This window comes from Mesorhizobium sp. M0189 (assembly GCF_040322135.1).
In the GTDB taxonomy this organism is placed as follows: domain Bacteria; phylum Pseudomonadota; class Alphaproteobacteria; order Rhizobiales; family Rhizobiaceae; genus Mesorhizobium.
In genome coordinates this window covers 342,295-356,250 of the sequence record NZ_JAMYSW010000005.1, presented here as the reverse complement: position 1 = coordinate 356,250, position 13,956 = coordinate 342,295, and the positions used below count along the sequence as shown (strand labels likewise).

Below are 13,956 nucleotides of genomic sequence, written 5' to 3'. Positions count from 1 at the left end.
CCGTTGGGTCAGCGGTCGCCGAGGAAGTCGAAGCCGGTTTCGAAGAAGTGATTGTAGTCGCAGGTCATTTCCTCGCCGGGCGCAATGTCGCGCAAGGCATAGGTCTCCTCCGGCTGCGAGACGTCGCAATTCGGGCTGTCGGCATGGTTCATGTAGCGCGCATCGTCGGCTTCGAAGACGATGTAATTCGGGTCGCGCCGGTCCGGATAGGCGTAGCGGTCGAGATAGGTTTTGACCGGCCCGGTTTCCCGCTCGTAGGTCTCCACCTCGATGCGCCGGTCGTATTTCGGGTCGAGCTTCCAGACCAGCGTGCCGCGGGCAATGTGGTTTTTGGCAAAGACGCCGATGCCCTGGATGGGCGATTTGTCGAGATAGACATCGACGAGCAACATGGCAGATCCCTGGGTGATTGTGTGTTGGCGCGGCTGTGAAAAGCCGCGCACTGGGTAGCGCGCGGCCTTTGCAATTGCGAGCGGAAAATCAGCTGTGCCTGCCCATTATCCGAAGCCTCATACGGCGTCGCCTGTCGAGGTCCTAGCGCTGTTGCAGCGCCGGCCGGATGCCCAAGGCGCAATAGATGCCGCCGACAGCCTTGCCTTGCCATCTCAGCACCGTCGGGTTTCGGCGCAGGAATGCACCGAGGCCGCCCGCACCCACGGCGAAAACCAGCGTGCTGATGAGGCCCAACAGAACAAAGATCACGCCCAATGTCGCCAGTTGAAGCATCACCGATCCGTTTTCAGGCCGCACGAACTGCGGAAGAAATGCAAGGAAGAAAAGCGCGGTCTTGGGGTTGAGAACCTCGGTCAAAACAGCCTGCCGAAATGCTTTGGTAGCGGGGATCGCAAGTGCGCCGGCGGCCGGATAGGCAGGCGTTTTCTCGATGATCGCGCGAATGCCGAGATAAATGAGGTAGGCTGCGCCGATGTACTTCACGATGCTGAAAAGCGCCGCCGACGTGGCAATGATCGCCGAAATGCCGACGATCGCCATGAAGGTGTGAACCACGTCGCCGGCCGCGATCCCCGCGCCGGTCGCGATGCCAACCCTGGTTCCGGAACTGGTGGCCCGCGCCACGGTCAGAAGGGTGGCCGGACCGGGGATGAAGACAAAGCCAAGCACAACCGCGACATACGCAATCAATGTGGCGAGATCGATCATTGGTGGGCGTCTCCGCAACTCTTACCGCGAATGAAAGCCACGTCTCGGAACGGAAGGCAATGACCGCTCTCCCCCGACTTCACGCGGCTGGTTCGGCCTTGCCTGTTACCTTGAGCGCGAAGGCATAGGTGAACGCGATTTCCTCCAGCCTGGAAAACCGGCCGGAGGCGCCGGCGTGGCCTGAATCCATGTTGATCTTGAACAGAACCGGATTCCCCCCTGTCTTGCGGTCGCGCAACCGCGCCACCCATTTGGCCGGCTCCCAATAGGTGACGCGCGGGTCGGTCAGGCCGGCCAGCGCCAGGATCGGTGGATAGTCGAGTGCGGCGACATTGTCGTAGGGCGAGTAGGCGGCGATGGTCCGGTAATCCTCCGCCGAAGCGATCGGGTTGCCCCATTCCGGCCATTCCGGCGGCGTCAGCGGCAAGCTTGCGTCGAGCATGGTGGTGAGCACGTCGACGAAGGGAACCTCGGCGACGATGCCGCCGAAGCATTGCGGCGCCATGTTGGCGACCGCGCCCATCAGCATGCCGCCGGCCGAGCCGCCTTGCGCGACGATGCGGTCATGCTGCGTATAGCGTTCGGCGACGAGGTGGTGGGCGGCAGCGACAAAATCGGTGAACGTATTCATCTTGTTCGCCCGCTTGCCGTCGTCGTACCAGCCATAGCCCTTGTCCTTGCCGCCGCGGACATGGGCAATCGCGTAGACAAAGCCGCGGTCGACCAGCGAAAACAAATTGGTGTTGAACGCGGCGGGTACGGCTATGCCGTAAGATCCGTAGCCGTAAAGCAGGCAAGGCGCCGATCCGTCGAGCGGCGTGTCGCGGTGGTGGAGGAGCGAGATCGGCACCAGTTCGCCGTCGGCGGCAGGCGCCATCAGCCGGCGCGTGACATAGTGCTCCGGGTCATGGCCGGACGGCACTTCCTGGGTCTTGAGCAGCACGCGCTCGCGGGTGCGCATGTTGTAATCGAAGACCTGCGCCGGCGTCGTCATCGACGAATAGGAAAAGCGCATGATTTCGGTGTCGTATTCGTAGGAGCCGGACAGGCCGAGCGAGAAGGCTTCCTCGTCGAAGGAGATCAGGTGCTCTTCGCCGCTCTTGCGATCGCGCACGACGATGCGTGGCAGGCCTTCCTTGCGCTCCAGCCGGACCATGTGGTCCTTGAAGCCGATTACCGAAAGGATCAGCCGGCCCGCTTCGTGCGGCACCAGTTCCTGCCAGTTGGCGCGCACCGGATCATGGGCCGGCGCCGTCATGATCTTGAAGTCCTTGGCGCCGTCGGCATTTGTGAGGATGAAGAAGATGTCGCCGCCTTCCTCAAGGTCGTACTGCAAGCCGGTCTGGCGTGCCGCAACCAGCTTCGGCTCTGCGGACGGTTCGTTGGCGTTCATGATGCGATATTCCGAGGTCTCATGGTCGTTGATGCCGATCATGATCCACTCGTTGGAGCGTGTGCCGCCGACATCCATGAAGAAGCCCGGATCGGTTTCCTCGTAGATCAGCCGGTCGTTTTCAGGACTATCGCCAAGCGCATGGAACAGCACTTTGGAAGGACGGTGGTTGGGGTCGAGGCGGGTGTAGAAAAAACCGTCATTGCCGGCATCCCACACACCGCCGCCGCCGGTGTCGGGGACCCTGTCCGTCAGATCGTTGCCGCCGGCGAAATCGCGGACGCGCAGCGTGTAGAATTCGGAACCCTTGTCGTCGAAGGCCCAGAGCAGCTTGCGGTGGTCGTCCGAATGATCGACGCCGCCCAGGCGGAAATAGGGCTTGCCCTCGGCCTCGGCATCGCCGTCGAGCAAGATCTGCTTGTCGCCGCCGTCGCGCGCCGTGCGGAAATAACGCGGCTGCTGGCCGCCAAGCTTGAAGGAGGAGCCGTAGGCGTAAGGCCCGTCCTTCATCGGCACGGAAGAATCGTCTTCCTTGATGCGTCCCTTCATTTCCGCGAAAAGCTGTTTCTGCAGTTGGACCGTATCGGCCATCAGCGCCGCCTGGTAAGCATTCTCGGCTTCGAGGTGGGCGCGGATCTGGCCGTCGAGCAGCGACGGGTCCCTGAACATCTCTTGCCAATTCACGGCCCTCAGCCAGGCATAGTCGTCCGTCCGCGTCATGCCGTGATGCGTGTCGAAGATCGGCCGCTTCTCCGGCTGCGGCGGGGTGGCGGTCGGAAACACTGGAGTTCTGGTCATTGCGTCTCGCTGTGGAAGTTACTTGAATGGCGAATGAACACGCCGATCAGCGCGGGTTCAAGGGCTACGATCTATTGTCGTGGTGGCTCAAGAGGACGGGCTGGAGGAGAGGACAATGAATATTTTTTCTCGGACTGCCGCGGCCCTCGCCGTCGCTGCGATGACCCTGGCCAATGCCGGTCAATCTCATGCAACTGCCTTTGCGGCTTGGCAAGTGGCCAATGTGCCGTTCGGCGACACGCTCAATGTGCGCAAATATCCTTCAGGAACTTCGCAGAAGCAGGCCGCCTATCCCAACGGGACGGTTCTGCAGATGACCGGCAAATGCACCGGTGGGATAAACCTGCTCGACATGACCAGCCAAACCTACTGGCAGCAGAAACAGAAGATCCGCCATCGCTGGTGCGAAGTCTGGCACGATCCGGCACAGAGCGGCCAGTTCGTCACCGGCTGGGTCTACGGAAAATACATCACCCCGTTTCAGTGACGCAGCACGCCGCTCCGGCCGACGGCTCACGAGCAACAGTAACGCTTCGCAACCTATGATTTTACTGAATCCGCCGATCGGCCAGGCTGTAATGCTGCGGGCAGGATCAAGCATTGAGCTCTATTTACCTGCTGCCATCTGTGTAATGGCTGCTTGCCGCGGCGTCAGTCGATGCTGGTCTGACCAGAAAAAACGGCAAAGTTACACTCTGCACGAAAGAGTGAAGCTGAATATGAAAGATTTGACTTGTATCGCTGAATAGAGCGCAAGAAGCGAATTGACTTACTTGACGCTCAGGCCCATTAAGATGGCGCGACGCGAATCGCGGAGGCTTTTTCCTGCACAAGTTCGCGCGATGCCCAACTATCGAAACGGGCGCAAACAGAAACAATTCTCGTTGGGGCCTGAACGCCATGGATATTACCGAAACACCTTCCAGAAACAGTGACGCGCTGATCGAGCTCACCGCCGATGTGGTGGCCGCCTATGTCAGCAACAATCCCGTGCCGGTCGGCGAATTGCCGAACCTCATCGCCGATGTCCATGCCGCTCTCGGGCGCGTCGGCGGGGCCGCCGAGCAGCCGCCTGCCGACAAGCAGAAGCCGGCGGTAAATCCGAAGCGTTCGGTGCATGACGACTACATCATCTGTCTCGAAGACGGCAAGAAGTTCAAGTCGCTCAAGCGTCACTTGATGACCCACTATGATCTGACGCCCGACCAGTATCGCGAAAAGTGGAACCTGGACCCGAGCTATCCGATGGTTGCGCCCAATTATGCGGCCGCCCGTTCGCAGCTCGCCAAGAAGATGGGTCTCGGTCGCAAGCGCAAGGGACGCTGACAAGCGGCTCTTCCGGTTTGACACTCAAGCGGCGCCTTCGGGCGCCGTTTTGTATTGGGGGGAGACCAAGCTCGGGCCGCCAGTTCTTCATACTGCTGGTAATTGCCGTCCGGTCAGGCGGTCTGCTTCAGCGCTGCCTCGGCGTCACGCTTGATACGCTTGACCATCGAGCGAAGACCATTGGCGCGCTGCGGCGACAGGTGCTCGTCAAGTCCGAGTGCCTTTAGCGTTGCCTCTGCGTCGGTCCTCTGGATTTCGCTGGCGGGCCGTCCCGAAAACAGCGCCAGCATGATGGCAACCAGGCCGCGCACGATATGGGCGTCGGAATCGCCCTTGAAGGTAATAACGGGATTGGCACCCTCGCCTTGCTCGGTGGTCAGCCAGACCTGGCTGACGCAGCCGGGCACCTTGTTGGCTTGTATGCGTTGCTCGTCGGGAAATGGCGGCAGCGCTTCACCCAGTTCAATCACATACCGATAGCGGTCTTCCCACTCGTCGAGCAGGGAAAAGTCGTCGCGGATGGTCTGGATCGTCGTGGTCATTTCCCCGGATATAGTCATCCGGCGCGGCCGCGTCACGGAAAAAGAGGAGAAACGCCGCAGGCGCCGAGAGCGGGGCGCCCTGCGGTTTAGCGATGGATTCGGCCGAAACAGTCTCAGTTCTTTGCCGGCAAGTGCACTTTCGCCGGCAAATCGACTTTCGCCGGCAAGACGATTTCCTCGGGCACGCTGCCGGTGGTCGTCACCGTATCGGGTTCAGCGGCCTTGTCGTCCAGCATGGCGGCCGCGATCTTGGCGGTCTCCTTTGCCCGGGCGGTGATGGTGTGCATTGCCGATTTGCCGGTCTCGCAGACGTCCGGCTTGCGCTCGCAGATGCCGGCGATGTCGCCGACGGCTTCGCGCGCGGCAAACAGCGCCTGGAGCGGCCCGACGCTTCCGCGGCCCGCATCATCGGAGCCGACACCCAGCGGCAGCGCCAGAAGCACCAGCGAAAACCAGAAAGCAGCTCTTATCAGAAAGCCCATCTGTCTGTCCTTTATGACGGTCATGCATCCGAACCGCACAACCCTTGTACCGCGATATTGGCACAGACGCGCAAAGGACGGCTTGTCCCGAAAGCAACAGTTTTCCTCAAATTTTAGGCAGATTCGAAACGAAGTGTTTTGAAATTCATTTGCCTCGAAAGGCACAGATTTTATTCAGCAAAGGGTAACCATCCAACCTGTTGTTTTTCCTGCTCGTTTTTTGACCCGGCGACAGTTTGATGCCCTCGGCCCAAGTCCAGACGCGGGCGGTCCGGATAACGCTCCGTTTACTATGGCGGCAATTGCCCCGGTTTTTCGCCGCCGGTATCCCGATATTTGCAGCCGGCCGGGGGACGATCGGCCCAGCCTTATCCATTCCTTAAATGCTGGATGCGAGTTTCGGATCGACAAAAGCCACCTGCAAAGCAGGGCCGTTCACGACCGGGTGCGTTGAGTTGAGTGCGATCAAGGCCAGATACGCCGAGTTGCCGGGCGCGATAGCCGCCGGTTGCGAACGGATGGTTCATCCGTCCGTCCTCGGCCAGGACGACCGACGCCGCCACAGCCGGTTCATTGGCGTCATGCTGGCGGCTCCTCTCTTCAGCGCAGGTGCGGCGGTGACGCTGGTCACGTCGGGCATGGGCGCGGCCGTGACTGTGGCTGCGATCTTTGCCGCGTTCGGCCTTTGCTGGTTCGCCGCCCTGCTGGTGGCTGCATCGGGTAAGATCACTCTGGCCGGCCAACTAGCCTTGGTCGTGAGCAGTGTTGCCCTGGGTTCCCTTGTCGCTGCCGCCGGCGGTGTGGCCTCGCCGGTTGCCGTGCTTGCGGTGGCGCTGCCGTTTGAAGCCTGGTGGATCGGCCAGTCGCGCCGTGCCGTGATCTGGGGCGCCATATCGGCCCTTGTCGCAGTCTTGCTGCAGCCTTTCGCCGGTTCCGTCTTGCCGCTCGGCCAGACCGAAATCGCCGCATGGCACTGGCTGGTACCACTGGCCTGGGCGCTCACGCTCTTTCCGCGTGTCGCTCCACTTCGTGGCGCCGCCAACGCACAGCTCGATCCTGCCGGCAGCGACCGGCTCGAAGACCTGATCGACGCTGTCGTGCTGCGAATAGCGGCGCATGGCGAGGTTCTGGACGCCTCGACCAAGGCGCGCACCATGCTGAGGCTGCCGCCGGAGTTGCTTTTCGGCGCCGGGCTTTTCGATCGCATCCATCTGTCCGACCGCGTCCCGTATCTCAGCGCGCTGGCCGATATGCGCGATGGCGCTCTGTCGCGCCGGCTCGACCTTCGCGTCCGGCTGCCGCAGAACAGCGGCGTGACGGCCGACAATTACCGGCCGTTCTCGCTCGAGATGATGCGCGCGCCGGGGCAGGAGACTGTCTTCACGCTCGTTCTGCGCGAGAATGATGAACTGGCCGGACTGCGCCAGGAGCTTGCCGCCGCCAATGAAGCGGCTGCCTCGGCCGAGGTGGCGAAAGGACGCTTCCTTGCCGTCGTCAGCCACGAGCTGCGCACCCCGCTCAATGCCATCATCGGTTTTTCGGACATGCTGCTGCACGAGATGTTCGGCACCTTCAAGGATCCGCGCCAGAAGGAATATGTCGGCTTGGTACGGGATTCGGGCCAGCACCTGCTTGCCGTCGTCACCTCGATACTCGACGTATCGCGGATCGAATCGGGCGCCTATGCGACCGAACCGGAACCGTTCCGCTTCCGCGAAGCGGTCGAGATGTGCCAGTCGATGATGCGCCTGCAAGCCGAGGCAAAAGCCATTGATCTGCAGGCCCAGATCGCGCCGGACGCAGGTGAAATAAATGCCGACCGTCGCGCCGTGCAGCAGATCCTGATCAATCTCGTCTCCAACGCGATCAAGTTCACGCCCGAAGGCGGCAACGTCGTCATCGGCGCCAAGCGGATCGGCTCGCGGCTGCATTTCTGGGTCCGGGACACCGGCATTGGCATCGCCGAGGAAGATTTTGCCAATCTCGGCAAGCCGTTCATGCAGATACAGAACGACTATACCCGCCGGTTCGAAGGCACCGGGCTCGGGCTTTCGCTGGTGAAGGGGCTGGTGGCGCTGCACGACGGCACCATGTCGATCGAAAGCATGCCGGGCGAGGGCACCACGGTAACGATCAGCCTTCCCGTGAACGGCCCGACGGGCCACTCGGCGGAGAAGACCGGCGTGGTGCCGATGTCCGCGGCCAAAGCCAGAGCGGACGGTGGCAAAGGGGAGAGCAATGGGTCGCTCCGCAAAACAGCCTAAGGCGGTCAAACGCCGCGGCAATGCCTTCGAGCACGGAGCGATGGCTCTGGGCAGCCTGATCTCGCGCAATCCAGTTGTGGTCGGCGGCTCCACCGCATTCCTGGTGACGCTGTTCTACGTCTCGGCGAACGCTCTTTGGTACCAGCCCTTTCCGCACGCCGGCGCGTTTTTCGTCACCAGGAGCATCGAGCGCTTTCCCCGGGCGGACAGCGACGAGCCCGAAACCACCATCAACATCGTGCGTCCGGCGGCTGCGCCGATCAAGAGCGACCCGGTCGTCGAGCAGGTCCAGGGCATATTGAAGGATCTCGATTTCTATTCCGGCACCGTCGACGGCATTCCCGGACCGAATACGCGCAAGGCCATCCAGGCCTATCAGCAGAAGGTCGGATTGAATGCCTCCGGCGAGATCGACAGCATTCTGCTGGATCAACTGGGTGCCACGCCGACGACCGCGGCCGTGGTGCCGCATCCCGTGCCGCGGCCGGTCGAAACGGCCGCTGTTCCAGCCGCCATTCCAGCGTCCGCACCGGCAAATGCGGCGGCACCTGATCCCCGCATCGTCAAGATCCAGGCCGGACTGAAAGCTTTCGGCAATGACGACATGCAATTGGACGGCGTCGTCGGCGCACGCACCAAGGCCGCGATCAAGGAATTCCAGGCGCTTTTCGGCCTGCCCGAGACCGGCGAGCCCGACGAGATCGTCTACGTCAAGATGCGCGAGATCGGCCTGACCAACTGAGGGTCGTGACGGCCGCACGCCGGTCGCTCGGCAAAGACCGGTTACAGTCTTCCGGCCAATGCTGTAAGGACCGCCGCATGGCCAGGAATTCTCCATGCGGGTAACCACCGACCTGTGGGTATCGGCGCTGTTGCGTCGGGTTTTCAGCGCCGGCGGCTTTGCCGCCGTGGTCAAGCGCGGCGCGACGGAAGCCGGCGCGGTTTTCGTGCTGGCGCGGGGCAGGCTGGGGGAGATGGCGCTGTTCGGGCCGGCGCCGCAGACGAGCTACGATTCGGCCAGGCCGGACGACCGTTTCTTCAGCCTTCTCGGCGAGGGCGACGATGCCGCCATCTTCGACGCGCGGCTGGAGCGCGAGAAGAAATTCGATCCCGATATCTGGGTGGTCGAGGTCGAGGCGGGCGCCATTCCCGTTGAGGAGCTTATCTCGGTCAAGTTGCCGTAACTTTTCAGACGCGACGCGCCTTTGGGACAGCGGCAACATCGGCGCTGTTCGGCTTGCGCAGGTCGGCGTTTGCGGCGACGCGCCCGGGCTTGCGAACGATTTTCGACACGGTGTCGGCCTTCCAGCCGCGGAGCCTGTCCAACGCCGCGTCGCGGTGCAGCAGGCGGTAGCGGTCGAGGAAGATGCGGATCGCCTGCGGGTGCGGAAACTCGGTCGGATAGATGGTGGCCGTGATCAGGAACGCCTTGTCTTCGCTGAGGTCGAGCGCGCGCAAGGCGGCCAGCAGCGGTGTGTAATTTTGGCTCGTGGTGAGCGTCCGCGCCGTTGAAAAATCGACTTCGAGCGCATCGGCGAGCGCTGTCTGGAAGAATGCCGCATTGCCGGTCAGCGCGGTCTCGCGCAGCTTGACATAGGTTTGCGGCTCGACGAACGGACCGATAGCGGTGCCGCTCTCGGCGCGCATCATGGATCGCAACCGGCGGCGTACTGTTTCGGCGGCATCGGAAGCCTCTTGCCTGTTGGCATCGCTCGCAACCACTTCGGCGTTTTCGGACGCGGCTTTGGCGGTTGTTTCCGGCTGCTGTTGCGACCGCACCAGCGTCGGCCTTTCGAGCACTTTGATGAGATCCGCGATCGTTTGATTGAGATCCTTGCGGCGGGCAATGGCACGGGCATGCGGCAGCCCGTGGCGCCCGATCAGCGCGATGAGGTCGACGTCGCTGAGGGCACGCGAGCGGATGAGCAGCGGAGCGGCGATATCGACCCGCTCCTGGCAAAGCCGCCGCACCAGCGCGGCGGGTGCATATTCGCATTCGGAAAGGGCTGCCGCGACGTAGCGGCGCGATTCGACCGAGACATTGTCGAAAAGCGGCAGCGTCAGGTCTTCGAGCTGCGCGATCTCGCGGCGTGAAGGTCGGGTGAGCGAACAGAACGCCGACACCGCGGCGCGGAACAGCCTCTCGGCCTTTCCCGATTCAGCTCCTGCTGCGATTTGCCTGAAATCCGAAGCTGACACGAAGGATACGCCCGACACTCGACACGATCTGGACTGCGCTCTGCCGGGCTGTACCGGTTTCGCGTTTCCCAAGAACAAAGATCAATTTAGCGGCGATCCGTTAGCGCTCCGTTAACCTACTGCCTCCTTAATCGACTATGGAGGCGTTGCGTTGTGCTCCGGGGCAACCGAGAGGAATACGCGAACCATGGGCATGGTACTGTCTTTCGTGCCGCGAACGGCGGCAACCAATCGAGCACAACAAACCGCGGGAACGCCGGCGGCGGTGATCATCTTTCCCGGGGTCCGCTACGAGCAGCGGCCGCTGACCGGCGAGACGCGGCCGGTCGGCCCCGATAAGCCGGGACCTTCGGGGACATTGCCGGTACCGCATCACTGAGCATCGGAAGTGGGTTAAAAATCCTGCAGTTCGCAGGAACTCTGTTCGAGAAACCGCGAGACGATCGGCTTCCAGCTGTCGTCGGGCACGAACGAGCGGATGACGAACATGCCTTCCGCTATCGGCGCTTCGACGAAGATCGCCCCTTGCAGTTCCGCGGGAAGATTCTTGCGGACCTCGATCATCTGCGCCGGCGTCAGCACCACGGTGTCGAGCACGCCTGCGGTCGCGCTGCGGTCGTTGAACGAGTAGATGTTGTGGCCGCCGCGGTCATAGACCGATATCGACCAGAACGGCACCTTTCCCGGCGCCTTGACCCGCACCATCCCCTCGGCAAGGTCGAAGCGGCAAGCCGCCGCATAAAACAGCGGATCGACCGATTTCACCACCGGCGCGCCGCCGGCTTCCGCGTCGAGCCTGGTCATCTTGTAGAGATCCGAAGCCATGGCCAATCGCGACCAGGCGTCGCGTTCGGAAAACTCGGGGACGAGCAGCAGCACGATGATGTGCACGATGCCGCCGCCAAGCAGGCCGAGCAGCACGGCATGCAGCAGGCTACGCATTGCAGCCGACCTTCTGGATCTGCGGCAGCGTGACGTCCGAGAGGCCGGTGCTGCTGGCGATCGGCGTGTCATAGAACGTGAGCACGAAGTACATCCCGCCGGCGCCGCTGGTCAGCAGCCAGTTGTCGGGCGCCGGGCGGCTGCCGACGGAAATGATCACCGAATTGTCGGCCTCGCGCAGCACTTGATAGGACTGCAGCGCAGCCAGCCTCGGCTTGCCGGTCTCGATCACGCCAAGCGACCGATCTGCGGCATAGAGGGTCCAGAACCGGGCGGTGGGAAAGCCGCCCGCAATCTTGTAGGCACATTGCCGCTTGAGTTGCTCGCCGCCGGAATCGCGCTCGGCGATGAAGGACAGTCCTTCCGCCTGTCCGAGCGCCAGCACGCCTTCGCGCGCCACGCGGGCCTTCGAATAAGGATCCGCCGTCGGCGTGCCGATATCGGGGAAGGCGGTCCATTGGCCGATCCTGATGGCGCCGACGCCGTCCTGCAGCTTCAGTGCATACCAGACGCTGCCGCCACCGCCGACGACGGCGATGGCAAGCGAAAGCAGTGTCAGGAAGGCATTCTTGAGCATGAGGAGCCGGGGAACCGAAGGCCGGGGACTGAAAGACTGTCGCTCGGGATATCGCGGTGCGGGGGCTTGTGGCAAGCGGCCCTGTGGAATTGACCGCTCAGAGCGCCGAGAGGGTCTCCGGTGCAGCGGGCGCGTCGAGCACGGGTGCCGCCTGGAACAGCTTGGTGAGTTCCTTCAGGGTCTGGGTGGTCCGGCTGGACAGCACCGGCGGACGCTCGGCGGCGGCATCGGCTGCTGCCTGTTCGGCGCTCTTCTTTTCCGCTTCCTCGGCCTTGGCAGCGATTTCGGCATCGACGAAGGGGTGATCGAGGCCAGGGATCGGTCTGAGGTCGATATTCTGGTGCGCATAGAGCATCAGGCGCTGCCACACCATGGCCGGCAGGGTGCCGCCGGTCATCTTGTTGGTCGCGGTGAAGTCGTCATTGCCAAGCCAGACGGCGGCCGTGTAGTTGCCGGTAAAGCCGACAAACCAGGCATCGCGGTAGGACTGGGTCGTGCCGGTCTTGCCGGCGACGACGATGTTTGGAAGGGCCGCGCGCCGGGCCGTACCGATCACCGGAACGGCGGCCAGCATGGTGTTCATGTATTTGAGCGCCTGCTCCGACAGCACCCGGTGCGGCGGCGGCGCATCCTTGGCGAAGTCGTAGACCACCTCGCCGGTGCGGGTGAAGAGTTGGCTGACGCCGTGCCGGGTTCCGGCAAAGCCGTTCTGGGCGAACACGCTGTAGCCCGTCGCCTGGTCCATCACGGTCATGCCCGACGTGCCGAGCACCATGGTCTTGTGTGATTCCAGCGGCGACTCGACGCCCATCGCCTCGGCCATCGCCTTGATCGGCTTGATGCCGAGATAATCCTTGGCCAGCCGCACCGGCACGGTGTTGATCGATTTGGCCATCGCCGTGATCAGCGTCACCTTGCCGGCCGACCCGCCATTGTAATTGTGGGGCGACCAACTGCCCCAGGAGATGGGTCCGCCGGAAACCACCGAATCCGGCGTGAAGCCATGCTCCATCGCCGTCGCATAGACATAGGGCTTGAACGAGGAGCCGGTCTGGCGAAGTGCCTTGGTGGCGCGGTTGAACTGGCTGGCGCCGTAGTCGCGGCCGCCGACGATCGCCCGGACCGCGCCGTTGGTCTCGATGACGACGATGGCGCCCTCGGTGACGTTGTATTCCTTGCCGAACTGGCGGAGGTGGAACTCCATCGATTCTTCGGCCGCCTTCTGGATGTTGGCGTCGAAGGTGGTGTGGGCGACAAGCGAGTGCGGGCCGCCTTTGGCGGCGATCTTCTTGACCTCTTCGAAGGCCCAATCGAGATAGTAGTCGGGGCTTTTCTGCTCGCCGCGATCAACGATTTCGGCCGGGTGTAATCTTGCCTGCAGCACCTGGCCTTCGGTCATGAAGCCGGAATCGACCAGGTTGGACAGCACGACATTGGCGCGCGCCCGGGCGGCGGGCAGGTTTATGTGCGGCGCATATTTGGTCGGTGCCTTGAACAGGCCGGCCAGCATCGCCGCCTCGGCAAGGTTCAGGTCCTTGACGCTCTTGCCGAAATAGAAATCTGCCGCCGCCTCGATGCCGAAGGTGCCGCCGCCCATATAGGCGCGGTCGAGGTAAAGCTGCAGGATTTCCTTCTTCGACAGATTGGCTTCGAGCCATAGCGACAGGAAGGCTTCCTTGATCTTGCGCTCGAATGTCCGCTCATTGGTCAGGAACAGGTTCTTGGCCAGCTGCTGGGTGATGCTCGAGCCGCCCTGGACGACAGAATTCGCCCGTACGTTCTCGAATATCGCCCGCGACAGGCCGAGCACGTCGATGCCGTAATGGTCGAAGAAGCGCCGGTCCTCGGTGGCCAGCACCGCCTTGATGACATGGTCGGGCATCTCGTCGACCGGCACCGAATCGCGCTGGATAATGCCGCGCTGGCCGATCTCGTTGCCGTAGCGGTCGAGGAAGGTGACGGCGAAGTCGCCCTGCGTGCGCCAGTCGCCGGCGGTTATCTGAAAGGCCGGCAAGGCCAGCGCCAAAAGCACAACGATGCCGCCCGCACCGAGCGTAAATCCTTCACTCAACAGTTCAATCATGCCGCGGCGCCAGCCGCCGACGCGGAAACGCCGCGAGAAGATGGTCGCCGCTTCCCAGAACTGACGCGCCCTGAAGCCGATTTCGTAGACCGAGGAATCGATCCACGCATCCACCGCCAGCAGCCTTGCGGCGATCGGACCTCTTCTCTTGCGTGGTTCCAAAGGACTAGCCATTCCAGGATCCGGCTG

General features: G+C 62.6%; 15 protein-coding genes. 6 read left to right on the top strand and 9 right to left on the bottom strand.

What is annotated here, in order from left to right; all coding sequences use genetic code 11:
* Nucleotides 1–8 precede the first annotated feature (8 nt).
* The 3 genes from NKJ09_RS12785 to NKJ09_RS12775 form a co-directional block, all read right to left on the bottom strand.
* Nucleotides 9–392, bottom strand: a complete 384-nt coding sequence (locus NKJ09_RS12785) for an SET domain-containing protein (protein ID WP_023718410.1) — start codon at nt 390–392, stop codon at nt 9–11.
* 142 nt (nt 393–534) lie between these two features.
* A complete protein-coding gene (locus tag NKJ09_RS12780) occupies nt 535–1,161 on the bottom strand; it encodes a LysE family translocator (RefSeq protein ID WP_352483644.1) in 627 nt (208 codons plus the stop codon).
* 79 nt (nt 1,162–1,240) lie between these two features.
* Nucleotides 1,241–3,352, bottom strand: a complete 2,112-nt coding sequence (locus NKJ09_RS12775; protein ID WP_352483643.1) for a S9 family peptidase — start codon at nt 3,350–3,352, stop codon at nt 1,241–1,243.
* Nucleotides 3,353–3,467: 115 nt separating this feature from the next.
* On the opposite strand from NKJ09_RS12775, the gene NKJ09_RS12770 reads away from it, so the two are divergent.
* Together NKJ09_RS12770 and NKJ09_RS12765 are read left to right on the top strand one after the other, a co-directional pair.
* On the top strand, nt 3,468–3,839 hold the full coding sequence (locus NKJ09_RS12770; protein ID WP_023718408.1) for an SH3 domain-containing protein: 372 nt from the start codon (nt 3,468–3,470) through the stop codon (nt 3,837–3,839).
* 413 nt (nt 3,840–4,252) lie between these two features.
* The gene (locus NKJ09_RS12765; RefSeq protein ID WP_023677844.1) at nt 4,253–4,678 is read left to right on the top strand and encodes a Ros/MucR family transcriptional regulator; all 426 of its coding nucleotides are present in this window, start codon (nt 4,253–4,255) and stop codon (nt 4,676–4,678) included.
* Between the two features lie 113 nt (nt 4,679–4,791).
* Here the strand turns inward: NKJ09_RS12765 and NKJ09_RS12760 are convergent, their stop codons facing one another.
* Nucleotides 4,792–5,220, bottom strand: a complete 429-nt coding sequence (locus NKJ09_RS12760; RefSeq protein WP_023718407.1) for a SufE family protein — start codon at nt 5,218–5,220, stop codon at nt 4,792–4,794.
* Between the two features lie 113 nt (nt 5,221–5,333).
* Entirely contained in the window at nt 5,334–5,702 is a 369-nt protein-coding gene (locus NKJ09_RS12755; protein ID WP_352494881.1) for a DUF5330 domain-containing protein, read from the bottom strand.
* A 518-nt stretch (nt 5,703–6,220) separates the two neighbouring features.
* Here NKJ09_RS12755 and NKJ09_RS12750 point away from each other — a divergent pair.
* From NKJ09_RS12750 to NKJ09_RS12740, 3 genes are all read left to right on the top strand, one after another.
* Nucleotides 6,221–7,966 carry an ATP-binding protein gene (locus NKJ09_RS12750; protein WP_352494882.1) on the top strand — a complete coding sequence of 582 codons (1,746 nt, stop codon included), beginning with the start codon at nt 6,221–6,223 and terminating at the stop codon, nt 7,964–7,966.
* Complete coding sequence (locus NKJ09_RS12745; protein WP_023718404.1) at nt 7,941–8,708, top strand: peptidoglycan-binding domain-containing protein; 768 nt, start codon at nt 7,941–7,943, stop codon at nt 8,706–8,708. Before NKJ09_RS12750 ends, NKJ09_RS12745 begins: the two co-directional genes overlap by 26 nt.
* A gap of 94 nt (nt 8,709–8,802) precedes the next feature.
* On the top strand, nt 8,803–9,150 hold the full coding sequence (locus NKJ09_RS12740) for a DUF1491 family protein (RefSeq protein ID WP_023718403.1): 348 nt from the start codon (nt 8,803–8,805) through the stop codon (nt 9,148–9,150).
* Nucleotides 9,151–9,154: 4 nt separating this feature from the next.
* Here the strand turns inward: NKJ09_RS12740 and NKJ09_RS12735 are convergent, their stop codons facing one another.
* Nucleotides 9,155–10,165 carry a DUF2336 domain-containing protein gene (locus NKJ09_RS12735; protein WP_023718402.1) on the bottom strand — a complete coding sequence of 337 codons (1,011 nt, stop codon included), beginning with the start codon at nt 10,163–10,165 and terminating at the stop codon, nt 9,155–9,157.
* A gap of 187 nt (nt 10,166–10,352) precedes the next feature.
* Here NKJ09_RS12735 and NKJ09_RS12730 point away from each other — a divergent pair, with 187 nt between their 5' ends.
* Nucleotides 10,353–10,544, top strand: coding sequence for a hypothetical protein (locus NKJ09_RS12730; protein WP_031193791.1), 192 nt, complete (start codon nt 10,353–10,355; stop codon nt 10,542–10,544).
* 14 nt (nt 10,545–10,558) lie between these two features.
* On the opposite strand, the gene NKJ09_RS12725 is transcribed toward NKJ09_RS12730, so the two are convergent.
* The 3 genes from NKJ09_RS12725 to NKJ09_RS12715 all read right to left on the bottom strand — a co-directional run bounded on the left by NKJ09_RS12725 (nt 10,559) and on the right by NKJ09_RS12715 (nt 13,941).
* The gene (locus NKJ09_RS12725; protein WP_023718401.1) at nt 10,559–11,107 is read right to left on the bottom strand and encodes a DUF1254 domain-containing protein; all 549 of its coding nucleotides are present in this window, start codon (nt 11,105–11,107) and stop codon (nt 10,559–10,561) included.
* A complete protein-coding gene (locus tag NKJ09_RS12720; protein WP_023718400.1) occupies nt 11,100–11,684 on the bottom strand; it encodes a DUF1214 domain-containing protein in 585 nt (194 codons plus the stop codon). Before NKJ09_RS12720 ends, NKJ09_RS12725 begins: the two co-directional genes overlap by 8 nt.
* A 97-nt stretch (nt 11,685–11,781) precedes the next feature.
* On the bottom strand, nt 11,782–13,941 hold the full coding sequence (locus NKJ09_RS12715) for a transglycosylase domain-containing protein (protein ID WP_023718399.1): 2,160 nt from the start codon (nt 13,939–13,941) through the stop codon (nt 11,782–11,784).
* Nucleotides 13,942–13,956 lie beyond the last annotated feature (15 nt).

What these genes read in the sequence shown, in the direction of transcription:
- NKJ09_RS12730 (WP_031193791.1), top strand. Translation starts at nt 10,353, where the DNA reads ATGGGCATGGTACTGTCTTTCGTGCCGCGAACGGCGGCAACCAATCGA.
- NKJ09_RS12740 (WP_023718403.1), top strand. Translation starts at nt 8,803, where the DNA reads ATGCGGGTAACCACCGACCTGTGGGTATCGGCGCTGTTGCGTCGGGTT.
- NKJ09_RS12715 (WP_023718399.1), bottom strand. Translation starts at nt 13,941, where the DNA reads ATGGCTAGTCCTTTGGAACCACGCAAGAGAAGAGGTCCGATCGCCGCA.
- NKJ09_RS12750 (WP_352494882.1), top strand. Translation starts at nt 6,221, where the DNA reads ATGGTTCATCCGTCCGTCCTCGGCCAGGACGACCGACGCCGCCACAGC.
- NKJ09_RS12745 (WP_023718404.1), top strand. Translation starts at nt 7,941, where the DNA reads ATGGGTCGCTCCGCAAAACAGCCTAAGGCGGTCAAACGCCGCGGCAAT.
- NKJ09_RS12780 (WP_352483644.1), bottom strand. Translation starts at nt 1,161, where the DNA reads ATGATCGATCTCGCCACATTGATTGCGTATGTCGCGGTTGTGCTTGGC.
- NKJ09_RS12755 (WP_352494881.1), bottom strand. Translation starts at nt 5,702, where the DNA reads ATGGGCTTTCTGATAAGAGCTGCTTTCTGGTTTTCGCTGGTGCTTCTG.
- NKJ09_RS12775 (WP_352483643.1), bottom strand. Translation starts at nt 3,352, where the DNA reads ATGACCAGAACTCCAGTGTTTCCGACCGCCACCCCGCCGCAGCCGGAG.
- NKJ09_RS12760 (WP_023718407.1), bottom strand. Translation starts at nt 5,220, where the DNA reads ATGACCACGACGATCCAGACCATCCGCGACGACTTTTCCCTGCTCGAC.
- NKJ09_RS12720 (WP_023718400.1), bottom strand. Translation starts at nt 11,684, where the DNA reads ATGCTCAAGAATGCCTTCCTGACACTGCTTTCGCTTGCCATCGCCGTC.
- NKJ09_RS12765 (WP_023677844.1), top strand. Translation starts at nt 4,253, where the DNA reads ATGGATATTACCGAAACACCTTCCAGAAACAGTGACGCGCTGATCGAG.
- NKJ09_RS12785 (WP_023718410.1), bottom strand. Translation starts at nt 392, where the DNA reads ATGTTGCTCGTCGATGTCTATCTCGACAAATCGCCCATCCAGGGCATC.
- NKJ09_RS12725 (WP_023718401.1), bottom strand. Translation starts at nt 11,107, where the DNA reads ATGCGTAGCCTGCTGCATGCCGTGCTGCTCGGCCTGCTTGGCGGCGGC.
- NKJ09_RS12770 (WP_023718408.1), top strand. Translation starts at nt 3,468, where the DNA reads ATGAATATTTTTTCTCGGACTGCCGCGGCCCTCGCCGTCGCTGCGATG.